The organism is Mycobacterium sp. NTMscope_MAC_12 (genome assembly GCF_976985675.1).
Window position 1 is genome coordinate 209,800 of the sequence record NZ_CDRJYY010000001.1, and the last position, 12,109, is coordinate 221,908.

Genomic DNA, 12,109 nt, shown 5'->3' on the forward strand with positions numbered 1-12,109 from the left:
GCTCTCCGGGGACACGGTTCGGGCTGCAGCGTGAGGTTCACGCACAAGCGCTGAGCACGGATGGATGCTGTCTGCATCTCGGTGGGGGAAGGCGGAGCGGCGATGCGGGTACTCAAGAGCGACAGCGGATATGTCCTGGAGGGCGACTGGGACGGGCAGGACGCGGTGAACGCGTTTCTCAACCATTTGGCGGGACGGGGGTTCAGCGCGGCCACGGTGCGGGCCTACGCATTCGACGTCGCCAATTTGAGCCGGTTCCTCGTCCAGCAAGCGGTCGGGCTCGCCGCGGTCGATGCGCCGTTGGTGTTCGACTGGATCGACTGGCAAGGCGTCCGCCGAACGGACCAGCCCACCGGCGGTCACCGCTCGTCGACCCCGCCGGCAGCTTCGACGGTGAACCGCCGGGTCGCGGCAGTGCGCGCGTTATTCGAGTATCTGGTGATGACCGGTGTCTGCACCGACAATCCGGTGCCGTCGCCGCGGCGGGGACAGGGGCTGCGCCAGTCGCAGCGGGGGTTGCTCGGTCATCTGGGTCCCGGGCGTGCACGCAGTGGCGGTAGGTTGGTGCGTCAGCCGCAGCGTCTTCCGGAATCGTTGTCCACCAACGATGTCGACGCGTTCCTGGCGACACTGGCAACGCACCGGGACCGGGCGATGGTGCTGGTGATGCTACTCGGAGGGCTGCGTTCGGCCGAGGCGCGTGGCCTGCTGCTCGCCGACGTCGATATGGGCCGGCGCCGGCTTCGGGTGATCGGCAAGGGCGGCAAGGAACGTCATGTCCCGGTCGATGCGGCGTTCTTCACCGAGCTCGCCGCCTACCTGCGATGGGAGCGGCCGCCGGGGTTGGCGACGCCGCAGTGCTTCGTAGTGCTGCGCGGCCCGACGACCGGTGCACCGGTCAGCGAGGCCGGGCTGCGCAGCCTGTTCCGTCGGCACCGGGAGACCTCTGGCGCCACAAGAGTCCGCCCGCACCGTTTACGGCATACCTACGGCACCGAATTGTCGGCGGCCGGAATCGATCTGCTGGCGTTGCGGGCGTTGATGGGGCATGTCTCGCCGGAGACCACGGCCCGCTACGTGCATTTGTCGATCGAGCAGCTCGCCGCCGAATACGGTGCTGCTCGTGCGACGTTGGCCGGAGCCCGGCAGTGACCACGGTGTTGGTCGGCCAACCCGTAGGCGCCGACGAGGTGGTGGCGGATTATCTCGACCACGTCGCCACCCTGGGTTTGAGCGGGCGGGCGGTACGCGACCGGATTCGGATCGCTCGCGACTTCACCGCACGCCACCGCGACCTGCACGCCTGGATGACGCTGCCGGCAGCCGAGCGGATCGCCGAGATACGGGACACCGGGGCGTGGCCGCTGATCTGTCACACGATCGGCACCGGCCGGTTACGGCTGGACGTCGAGCTGGCCGCGGTCAAACAGTTGACCGGGCTGGGCCGCGCAGTGGAGGACCGGGATCCGAGCGGATTCGCCGCGTTGCGGAATGCGGGAATTCGGTTGGGCTGGAGGAGTTCCTGGGTCGAGACGGTCCTCGGCGAATGTCTGGCGGTAGTGCTGGCACACCACGGCGGAATGGTCGCCGACCTGACCGGCGACGCGCTCGACGACTTCGACGCCGCGCTGTCACGTACCGTGGTGCCGCCATCGTCGCGGCGGGCATACAGGGGGCGGCTGGCCAGCCTGCGGCAGCTGTTGTTCGAGACCGCGGTCATCGACACCGCGCCGAAACGCCGGCGGTGGGCCCGTAGCCTCGAGCAGCGCTTCACCGAGGTGGAGATGCCCGACCCGATCCGTCAGACGTTGCTGCGCTACATCGGCGTGCGCGCGGCGGTGCTGCGGCCCAAATCGGTCGAGTCGCTGATCAACGACCTGCTGCCCTTCGCCGAATACCTCACCGCTCACCATCCCGACGTCATCAGCCTGCGTGAACTCGACCGGAGCTGCATCGAGGGCTACCTGAAATGGAATCGCACCCGGGGCTGGCGTGGTCAGCGCGCCGCCGCGGGCGCCGGGCGCACCGTCTCGGCCGCGGTGGCCCAGTCGGCAGTGCTCAGTCTGCGCAACCTGCTCGACGACATCACCGCCTGGGGCTGGGCGCAGGCCCCACCACGGCGGTTGGTATTCGCCGCCGACGTCCCCAAACTCGACCAGCCGTTGCCACGCGCGCTAGCACCCGATGTGGACGCGGCAGTGATGAACGCCGTTGCCCACCTGCAGGATCCGTTCGCCCGCATCGGCCTGACCGTGCTGCGTGGTGCCGGCCTGCGGGCGGGGGAACTGCTCGACCTCGAACTGGGCAGCATCATCGACTACGGACCGGCCGGAACCTGGCTGAAGGTGCCACTGGGCAAGCTCGCCACCGAACGCATGGTCCCGCTCTCCGCCGCGACCCTCGCCGCGCTCGACGAGTGGGTCGCCCTCCGCGGCACGCACCGGCCGCTGCCGCACCCACGCACCGGCGTGCTCACCGACTTTCTGTTCACCCGGCACGGACGCCGCCTGGGCTACACCCGGCTGCGCAACGGGCTGCTCACCGCCGCTGAATCCGCCGGGTTGCACCGTCCCGACGGCGGCGTCCTGATGGTCACTCCACATCAGTTGCGCCACACCTGGGCCACCGAACTCGCCAACGCCGGGATGAGTCTGCAGGCCTTGATGTCCTTACTCGGGCACGTCACTCCACAAATGACGATCCGCTACGCCACCCTGGCCTCGCCCACCCTGCGCGCGGCCTACGACGAAGCGATGGGCAAGATGCGCCGCCAGTTCACCCTCACCCCGGTCGGCAAACCGATCCTGCCCGACAAGGTCGGCTGGCTGCACAGTGAAATGCTGAAAACCCGCGTTGCACACGGATACTGCGCTCGCCACGAATCCGCGGGCGCGTGCCCTTATGCCAACATCTGCGAAACCTGCGACAACTACGTCACCGCCCCCGAATTCCGCGACACGCTCACCGACCAACTCGCCGACGTCCAGGCCCTCAGAACCGACGCCGAGTGCCGCGGCTGGACCGACGAAGCCGCCCGCCACGACCGCGTCGCCCACGCCCTTACCGACCACCTCCAGCGCCTCGATCGATGAACATCCCACCCCGACGGGTTGACCCGCCCCCGAGGGCCGGATAAAAGAACGACTCAACAAGGAAATCCGCCGGCGCACCGACGTCGTCGGAATCTTCCCCGACCGCAACGCCCTAATCCGCCTCGTCGGCGCGGTGCTGGCCGAACAACACGACGAATGGGCCGAATCCCGCCGCTACCTCGGCCTCGACGTCCTCAGCAAATCCCGCGCCGACCACACGCCATCAACAGAACAGGAGGACACCCCGGCGGCACTGACCGCCTAAACCACCAAGTCGAAGAATCACACGACGACGTCGTACACCACGTCCCTGGACTTGACCCCAACCCCGTCTCCCGCCGTTGGTACTGGCCGGCAGGTCATACCGAGATCATGAGGCATAGTTTTCGATTCCCGCTACCAGCAGTGCGACATTCGATCGGAAATGCACCGTCGAGTGCGGTCAGGGGGTCGAATCTGCGAGACCGGCTTTAGGAGAGCGGTCAAGCCCTTCTGGTTGAGGTCCAGAAGGGGTGTCTGAGCTGGTCATATAGCGCCATCGCACACCAAGCGAAACCACCGCGTGCCGACCAGTGCAGATAGCGGGTTTCAGGCTGCTGTGGTACGGGTCTCGTTGGCATAAGTGTGTCGTAGCGCGTGAACGAGCGCACCCGACCGTTTCCCGGATCGGACAGGTGGTTGTGGTGAGTGGTGCGGATCGGTGCGGATGTGTTGCATTGGTAGGCAGTCGATTTGGCGACAAAGGGTGCGGACAAATGGGGACACAGATGATGTTGGTCAGGATGGTAGAGCACGACGATGGGTGCGTCCTATGGTTCCCACGTGGTGAACATCAATTCGAAATCGGCAGCGCGCAAGCGTGTCCGGGAGGCGCAGAACAAGGCCAACGAGGCACGTCTGGAGCGTGAGCGTCAAAATGTCGATGACGCTGCGTCGTTCCTCGTCGAGCTTGGGCGGCTGGCCGCCGTCGACGAGTGGGAGCGCAACCGTATCCTCGAGATACACGCAGAGGGAGAGCGGCGCCGTCACGAACACCGCCAGGCCGGCGCGACAGCGTTGGCCCGGATGCAAGGCCGCGGTGAAAGCCTCACTGCGATCGCTGAACTGGCGGGAGTCAAAGTCGGTGAGGTAGCACACATCTCGGCTGGGCTCAATCCGGGACGTGTGTCGCCAAGTGACTCATCCTGTGCATCAACGGGTTTCGGATCGCGGAGCGCATGACCCGATTTGACTCTGCGGGCGGACTCGCCGGTCTCGGCTCCGACGACCAGCACCGCATCGCTGATACCGCGCACAATGTCCCCACCAAGGACCTCGACGAGGTATTGCGGTGTATTGCCGCCAATCGGGCAGCTGATGCGACGCCGGGGCGCCAGCCCAACCGCTTCGGCAATTCTCGACGCGGGATTGTCACGCGGAATCATCAGAATGCCCGGTGTCGCCACCGTATCGATCCGATGCCCGATCGCAGCGCCCGCGTCTTGCAATGCTCGACGCGCGGCTTCGCAAGCCAAATCGATGGGATCGACGACGCTGTCGCCGCGGTGCGTGATCTCACCGACCGCGACGACAACGGGAGTGCGGGGCGGAATCGCCAACGGTCAGGTCACGTTCATCGTCGGCACCTTTGTTGCGACATATTTGCGATATTGTCACATAAGTAGCCATGCGACAACCGGTTGGGTCGTTAATTCACGATCGGTCCGAGGCTGCATACTTGCTTCGTGACGAAGAAATCGTTGCGCTGGGGCACGGCACCTCCCACGACCCGCGACGTCGCCCGAGACCTCCTGCTCGATGCCGCCGAAGCGTGCCTGGAGGGCAAGGGGCTGCCGGGCACCACCATGGAGGACATCGCCAGACAGGCGGGGGTGTCGCGCGCCACGGTGTACCGCTACTTTCCAAGTCGTGAATCCGTCGTTTCCGGTGTCATCCTGCGTGCGGCCGAACGCTACCTAGACCGCATGCGTCGACGGATCGCAGTACATCGCGATTTGGGCACGGCAATACTCGATTTCGTCGAGGTCACGGTACGCGCCGCTCATCGCGAGCCGACAATCGGATTGCTGTTCGGCAGTGACGAGGAACTCGCCGGCGTGGGGTTGGCCAAGGGAACGTCGGTGGCTTTGTTTGAACTCGTGGCCGAGTTCCTTCGACCTGTCTTCGCTGCGCACTGGGACCAACTCGAGCCCGGGGTGTCGGTCGACGATGCCGCCGAATGGATCCTGCGAACCGTCCTCAGCCTGCTGTCGGTCCGCGGCCCCAGACACCGCAGCCCCGAAGGCCTCGATGCCTTTTTACGCCGATTCCTGCTTCCAGCTCTGCTCACCAACACCCAGCCTTGCGTCGATGCAACAAGTGCAGAGTAGTGTCTCAAACCATCGCATCGATATCCGTGGATGAGAAGGGGCGCTAACCATGGAGTTCGCGCAGTTCAATCAGCAGATCGCCAAGGAATTGCAGAACGCGGCGGCAACCACGGGAGGACTCTCCAAATACCTGGATTTTCGCCACACCGAGTTCGCCGCCGGGCGGCTGGTTGTGCAGATGGATGCTCGGGACGACCTTTTGACTCCGTTCGGCAATCTGCACGGCGGATGCCTGTCAGCAATGGTCGACCACTGCTTGGGCGTGGTGTTTTACCCGGTGATCCCCGCTGGATCGTGGGTCGCCACAACCGAATTCAAGCTGAACTTGCTGCAGCCCGTGTCAAGCGGAGTATGCGTCGCCGTCACCGAGATCATCGCGCTGGGCAAGCGCAGCGGTGTCGCCAGAATCGACATCACCAACGACGGGCGCGCGGTATGTGCCGCCCAAGGAACAGTGACCGTCGTTAGCCCTAGGGGGAATTCCTCGTGATGAAAAGGACCGATGGTATTGTCGTCCGACTTCACAACGGCGAGCGCACCCGATGACCGTTACGCTCGAGCGATTCCGCACCACAGACGGCGTCACCCTCACGGCGGATTGCTACCGGCACGACGCTGCCCGCGCCGTTGTGCTGCTCCTGCACGGCGGTGGTCAAAACCGACACGCCTGGGCGACCACAGCGCGCCGCTTGCACGCTCGTGGGTACACGGTCGTCGCGTATGACGCCCGAGGTCACGGCGACAGCGCGTGGGACCCTACCGGAAGATACGACCTCGGACGGCTAGCGTCCGATCTGCTGGCCGTGCGTGAACACGCGAGCACCGACCGCCCGCCGGCCGTCGTCGGCGCATCCTTGGGCGGCATGACCGTCCTGGGCACGCACTTGCTGGCGCCCGCCGACCTGTGGGGAGCCGTCGTCCTGGTCGACATCACTCCGCGAATGGAGTTTCACGGAGCACGCCGCGTCGTGTCGTTCATGGCCGCCCATCCTGACGGGTTCAGCACGCTCGACGACGCCGCGGACGTCATTGCCGAATACAACAGACATCGCACTCGGCCCAAGAACCCGGACGGACTCCGTAAAGTCTTGCGGCAACGCGACGATGGTCGGTGGATCTGGCGATGGGATCCGGCCTTCATCACTTCCAACTTCCAGTTTCTGCAAGGTGACCCCGCGACTGGTGCCGAAAAGTTCGACGCGATCAGCGAACTGCTTGTTGAAGGGGCCCGCCGCGTGCAGGCACCCACTCTTCTGGTGCGCGGCGTCCTTTCAGATGTGACATCGCAGCAGTCGGTCGACGAATTCCTCAAGGTCGTACCGCACGCCCAAGCGGTGGACGTCTCCGGCACCGGCCACATGGTCGCAGGCGACGACAACGATGCCTTCACCGCAGCCGTCGCCGGATTTCTCGACCGCACGATAAGCACTTCAGCGTGAAAAGCTCTGGGCTATCTGGCGCAGCCCGGGCTGGCCGCGCCAAAATCATGGCCGAGCTCGGCATCAAGGGGATCAGTCCGCGGAGGTTTAAGACCACCACGGTGGTCGATCCGGCCTCGTTTCCGCCGGATCTGATCGGCCAGCGCTTTGATAAGGGCCGACTCGACGCGGTGTGGTCCTCGGATATCGAGCGCCGTGAGGCGCTGTTCAACCGAACGGAGGTGAGAGACCACCGTCGCCGAGCCATCGCAGTGGCCCGGTAGAAGCTGGGGGCAGCCTGATCTAAAGAGACTTTGGTGAGGGTGGGAAGCAGCCCCGACAACGCCGGGACGGCCTGGTACTGCCAGACGGGTCGGGTCCGGCTAGCGAGACGGGAAGGTGTACGCGAGGAACCAGCGGCTGAACGCCTCTTAAGAGAAGACCACCAGCTCCAACCTGGCGGATGCGGGCTGGGCAGCGACGCGCACCCGCCCTGAGGGCGGGGAACTCGTGGGCCGGTTGATGTCGCCGGTTCGGGAGGTCACGGTGAAGGACTGCGGCGTAGCCGTGACGAGGTCGCAGGGGCATAGCTGGACACCTCACCCGTCAAACGGTTGACAGTGAACACGGGAACCACCGCGCCGGTCCCCGGTCAGATCCGGCAGCCAGCCGGGCTGGAGGGGTAGGCAGTCGTCGGCTGATGCCGGTGTGGTGGGGCGGAGGAGCCGTAGTAGTCCGAGGCCGGGAAAGCCGGTCGCATGGCAAAGGGCTCCAGCGGGTTCGCGGCGAGTACGCAGACTGTGGAGGTCACTTGTGAATACGAGTGCTTTGTGGCCCGACCCGGACACGGCCGAGCTGCGGGTACGCAGGATGCAACGCAAACTGCACCATTGGGCGGTTGATGAAAGCGACCGCTGTTTCGATGATTTGTACAACCTCGTTTATGACCCCGCATTCCTCACCCTCGCGTGGGAGCGGGTGCGGACGAACAAGGGTGCGCGCTCAGCCGGTGCCGATGGGACCGCACCGCGGTCTGTCGGTGCGGCAGAGGCGGTCGGACTGCTTCAGCGGCTCCGCGAGGAACTCAAGGAGCGGATATTCCGGCCGGATCCGGTGCGGGAGGTGATGATCCCGAAGGCGAACGGCAAGCTCCGCCGCCTGGGTATCGCGACCGTCGCCGACCGGGTCGTGCAAGCTTCGCTGAAGCTGGTGCTGGAGCCCATTTTCGAGGCGGACTTTCATCCGTGCGCATATGGGTTCCGGCCGGGCAGGCGAGCCCAGGACGCCATCGCTGAGATCCATCACCTCGCCAGCGGCTCACGGGCCTATCACTGGGTTTTCGAGGGAGACATCACGGCGTGCTTCGATGAAATCTCGCATTCGGCCCTTATGGGCCGGGTGCGGCGACGTGTCGGGGACAAACGCGTTCTGGCCCTGGTGAAGTCGTTCCTCAAAGCCGGGATTCTCTCGAAAGATCTCGGCTACCGGGACACCATCACCGGCACTCCGCAAGGCGGAATCCTCTCACCACTGCTCAGCAATGTCGCCCTGTCCGTTCTCGACGAGCACTTCGCCGCGAAGTGGAAGGCGCTCGGCCCGGAATGGACACGTGCCAAGCATCGACGCGCCGGAGTTCCGACCATGAAAATCGTCCGCTACGCAGACGATTTCTGTGTCATGGTCCACGGCACTCGCGCTGATGCCGAAGCGCTTTGGGACGAGATCGCAGCAGTGCTCGCGCCGATGGGCCTGCGCCTGTCGGTCGAGAAGAGCAGGATCTGCCACGTCGACGAGGGGTTCGAGTTCCTCGGCTTCCGCATCCAACGGCAGATCAAAAGGGGCACGACCAAGCACTACGTCTACACCTGGCCGTCGAAGAAGGCACTTATGTCCATCACCGACAAAGTCAGGAATCTGACGCGGCGACACAAACATCGAACGCTCGCTGATCTGCTGCGCCAACTCAACCCCGTCCTGCGGGGATGGTGCAATTACTTCCAGCACGGGGTGTCCAAACGCACCTTCGACTACCTCGACCACTTCACATGGTGGCGGGTGGTGACTTGGATGCGCAAACGGCACCACGGGCTGGCGTGGGGCGTCTTCCATCGACGGTTCCTGCCCAATTGGCAAATCCGCGAAGGCAAGACGGCGATGTTTCGGCCGCAGAAGGTAGAGGTCACCCGATACCGCTACCGGGGCACGAAAATCATCACCCCTTGGACAGCGAGGCCGACGGACATCACTGCACCAGTGGCCTGAATCCGTGGAGAGCCCGTTGCGGAGAAATTCGCTCGGCGGGTTCGGAGGGCGGGCCGGGGAAACGGATCGGTAGAAATGCCGACACCGCGCCCCGGTCCGACCCCTACACCTATCTGGGCTGCGGGGAGGGCGACATGTTCTTGTGCGCGATCCGCGACGAGCACTCGCGGCGGGCACTGGGTTGGGCTGTGGATGATCACATGCGCACCGAGTTGGTCACCGTGGCCGTGCAGCGGGGGGTGTTCGCGCGCGGTGGGCGCTGCGCGGGTAATGCTGGGACAACGTCGGCGCCGAGTCGCTGTGGTCGAGTTTCAAACAGGAATGCTACTACCGGCACACCCTACGCGACCAAAGCGGAATTGATTGCAGGAGTTGACAATTGGATGAACTTCTACAATAATCAACCAAGGCATTAAGCGATCGGGACGCGCTCACCTATCGACTACGAGCGGACGCTGAACCCTGTCGCGGAAGCAAGTTATCCGTGTCCATTTTTTCAGGGGAACCCCAGACTTCGATCGCGACGTTGGCATCAGCTCGAAGCGTGGCGGTCGCCAAGCCGATGTCGCGAGTTCCACCGGATGATGACAGTGCCATGGTGAGAAGTAGCGGAACCCGGACAGCCAAACCGGCGAAGTGCATTGTTGTCGGCGTGGTCCTCGATAGCCCCGACGGAACACTTGTGCAAGACGCATATCCTGCTCACCATGCCAACAGAGTCCGTTCGCCTCTCGTTTCGCCGGCATATGCGTGAGCAAGTCTTGAGGGCTGCCCGGACCCTCACTATCGAGAAGGGCTGGGATCGCGTTCGCATGGGTGAAGTCGCAGAGCTTGTCGGCGTGTCCCGCCCGACGCTCTACAAGGAGTTCACCGATAAGCAGGGACTGGGCGACGCGCTGGTTGTGGCCGAAGGCGAACGCTTCTTGAATGGCATTCACGCAGTTTTGGCACAACACGCCGGAGACGTCGGCGGGGGCATCACCGCTGCGGTGTCGTACACACTGAAGGAAGCGGAAGCGAGCCCGCTCTTGAAGGCGGTGCTGACATCGAACCGGCCTACGGACAGGACGGTCGCTGAGTCAACCGGTATGTTGCCGCTCCTGCCGACCTCTGCGTCGCTACTGGAGCTGTCCTCGGCAGCCCTCGTGACCTGGTTCAACGAGCACTTTTCAGGCCTGGACGCCAATGACGTCAATGATGTCGCCGATGCACTGGTAAGGCTGACGGTGAGTCACGTCGTGCTTCCGACCGCCGACGCCGAGACGACCGGGGAGCGCATCTCGCGGATCGCACTTCGCTATTTGGGCGTTCATTCCTCCGCAGGCGAGGCGCGTTAACACTAAGGATTTTATGTTCAAATGTTGACTCTGAAGGAATAATTGTAAACACTTGGAGTGGGGCCGCACGAACCTTAGGAGATTCTCATGATTGCCAGCACGACGTCCGCACTGAAAACGTCGGCGGAGCGGCGTTCAGCACGTCCATATGATTCTGCCGACTTGTCCTCGACTGCATTTTGGGCCGGCACCGCCGCCGACCGGGAGAAGACATACGCCGAACTGCGCAAACGTGCTCCCATCAGCTGGCACCCGCGAGTCGAGCACACCATGATCGACGACGGGAACGACCGGGGCTTTTGGGCTGTGGTTACGCATCCGTTGCTTGTCGAGGCGACCCGGCGACACGACGATTTCCTGTCAGGTCAGGGCATTGTCATGGAGTCGATCCCGCAGGAATTGCTCGACACCGCTCAAGGCTTCATTGCGATGGATCCGCCGCGTCATACCAAGATTCGACGATTGCTGGCATCCGCATTCACGCCGAAGCAGATGCGACTGATCCACCATCAGATCGAGGCCAACGCGAAGCGCGTCGTCGACGACCTGGCTCCACAGGGCAAGGCCGACTTCGTCGACGAATGCGCGGCGTTGCTGCCGATGCACAACATCTTCGACATGATGGGCGTGCCGGACTCGATGCGCCGCGACATCGCGTGGGAATCACGGTATGCCGGTGGGTGGAGCGACCCCGAGGTGATGGGCGACGACCCAGTCATACCTCGCCTTTTCCAAGCGATGGGATTCCTAGGCGACGGCGCCCGCGAAATCATCGCTGCACGTCGCCGGCAGCCCGAAGACGACCTCATGACGAACCTCGTTCAGGCTGAAGTGGACGGTGAAAAACTCACCGAAGATGAGATCGTCTCGTTTTTCATACTTCTCACGATCGCTGGGAACGACACCACGCGCCAAAGCACCAGTCATGCGATGAAAGCCTTGACCGACTTTCCCGATCAACGAGCGTGGCTGATGGAGGATTTCGACGGACGAATCAAAGGAGCGGTCGAAGAGTTCGTCCGGTGGGCCACCCCGATCATGACCTTCCGCCGAACGGCAGCTCGCGACTGCGACCTGGGCGGACAACAGATCACCGAAGGTGACAAGGTCGTACTTTTTTACAGCTCGGCCAACTGGGACACCACAGTGTTCACCAACCCGGAAAAGTTCGATTTGTCACGGGACCCCAACCCGCACGTGAGCTTCGGAGGTGGAGGTATCCACCACTGCTTGGGCAATCAGCTGGCGCGGCAGCAACTCGCCGCGCTCTTCCGGGAATTGCTGCACCGCCTGCCTGATATTGAAGTCTGCGGGCCACCCAGCTATACCGTTAGCACTTTCTTCCACGGGGTGAATCATCTTCCCGTCCGCTTCACCCCGACTACGTGAGGCAGCGTGGCATGAAAATCACAGTCGACCGCGATCGATGCTCGTCAATCGGGATGTGTGAAGGCCTGGCTCCCGACTTCTTCGAGGTCAGTAACGATGGGAAACTCCACATCCTGAATCCTGGGCCACCCGAATGTCACAGGGCACTGATCGAAGATGCCGTGGCGAGTTGCCCCACAGGCGCGCTCGCGTTGCACGATTGACAGACTGGCAGCAGCGAGATCCGGTGCAGCTGTTCGGCA

The 12,109-nt window shown here is 63.7% G+C and carries 11 protein-coding genes and 2 pseudogenes; 12 read left to right on the top strand and 1 reads right to left on the bottom strand.

Annotated features, from left to right (window positions below; translation table 11 throughout):
- The first annotated feature begins 102 nt into the window (after window positions 1-102).
- The 4 genes and pseudogenes from AC0KS4_RS00950 to AC0KS4_RS00965 all read left to right on the top strand — a co-directional run bounded on the left by AC0KS4_RS00950 (window position 103) and on the right by AC0KS4_RS00965 (window position 4,313).
- Window positions 103-1,152, top strand: coding sequence for a tyrosine-type recombinase/integrase (locus AC0KS4_RS00950; RefSeq protein WP_007172498.1), 1,050 nt, complete (start codon window positions 103-105; stop codon window positions 1,150-1,152).
- Window positions 1,149-3,092, top strand: a complete 1,944-nt coding sequence (locus AC0KS4_RS00955; protein WP_007172497.1) for a tyrosine-type recombinase/integrase — start codon at window positions 1,149-1,151, stop codon at window positions 3,090-3,092. The genes AC0KS4_RS00950 and AC0KS4_RS00955 overlap by 4 nt, the downstream gene beginning before the upstream one ends.
- Window positions 3,093-3,138: 46 nt before the next feature.
- Window positions 3,139-3,357, top strand: a pseudogene (locus tag AC0KS4_RS00960) (transposase); the annotation flags it as partial.
- A gap of 557 nt (window positions 3,358-3,914) precedes the next feature.
- On the top strand, window positions 3,915-4,313 hold the full coding sequence (locus AC0KS4_RS00965; RefSeq protein ID WP_174814222.1) for a hypothetical protein: 399 nt from the start codon (window positions 3,915-3,917) through the stop codon (window positions 4,311-4,313).
- Here AC0KS4_RS00965 and AC0KS4_RS00970 read toward each other — a convergent pair.
- A pseudogene (locus AC0KS4_RS00970) lies at window positions 4,229-4,690 on the bottom strand (acetyl-CoA acetyltransferase); the annotation flags it as partial. The gene AC0KS4_RS00965 and the pseudogene AC0KS4_RS00970 overlap by 85 nt on opposite strands.
- A 126-nt stretch (window positions 4,691-4,816) precedes the next feature.
- On the opposite strand from AC0KS4_RS00970, the gene AC0KS4_RS00975 reads away from it, so the two are divergent.
- The 8 genes from AC0KS4_RS00975 (at window position 4,817) to AC0KS4_RS01010 (ending at window position 12,070) form a co-directional block, all read left to right on the top strand.
- A complete protein-coding gene (locus AC0KS4_RS00975; RefSeq protein ID WP_007168379.1) occupies window positions 4,817-5,461 on the top strand; it encodes a TetR/AcrR family transcriptional regulator in 645 nt (214 codons plus the stop codon).
- Window positions 5,462-5,510: 49 nt separating this feature from the next.
- The gene (locus AC0KS4_RS00980; protein ID WP_007168380.1) at window positions 5,511-5,951 is read left to right on the top strand and encodes a PaaI family thioesterase; all 441 of its coding nucleotides are present in this window, start codon (window positions 5,511-5,513) and stop codon (window positions 5,949-5,951) included.
- Between the two features lie 52 nt (window positions 5,952-6,003).
- On the top strand, window positions 6,004-6,900 hold the full coding sequence (locus tag AC0KS4_RS00985; protein ID WP_007168381.1) for an alpha/beta fold hydrolase: 897 nt from the start codon (window positions 6,004-6,006) through the stop codon (window positions 6,898-6,900).
- 47 nt (window positions 6,901-6,947) lie between these two features.
- Entirely contained in the window at window positions 6,948-7,163 is a 216-nt protein-coding gene (locus AC0KS4_RS00990) for a hypothetical protein (protein WP_019732564.1), read from the top strand.
- Window positions 7,164-7,692: 529 nt separating this feature from the next.
- Window positions 7,693-9,141, top strand: coding sequence for a group II intron reverse transcriptase/maturase (gene ltrA / locus AC0KS4_RS00995; protein ID WP_007168383.1), 1,449 nt, complete (start codon window positions 7,693-7,695; stop codon window positions 9,139-9,141).
- Between the two features lie 746 nt (window positions 9,142-9,887).
- Window positions 9,888-10,478 carry a TetR/AcrR family transcriptional regulator gene (locus AC0KS4_RS01000; protein ID WP_007168385.1) on the top strand — a complete coding sequence of 197 codons (591 nt, stop codon included), beginning with the start codon at window positions 9,888-9,890 and terminating at the stop codon, window positions 10,476-10,478.
- Window positions 10,479-10,565: 87 nt separating this feature from the next.
- Entirely contained in the window at window positions 10,566-11,867 is a 1,302-nt protein-coding gene (locus AC0KS4_RS01005; protein WP_007168386.1) for a cytochrome P450, read from the top strand.
- 11 nt (window positions 11,868-11,878) lie between these two features.
- The gene (locus tag AC0KS4_RS01010; protein ID WP_074021704.1) at window positions 11,879-12,070 is read left to right on the top strand and encodes a ferredoxin; all 192 of its coding nucleotides are present in this window, start codon (window positions 11,879-11,881) and stop codon (window positions 12,068-12,070) included.
- Window positions 12,071-12,109 lie beyond the last annotated feature (39 nt).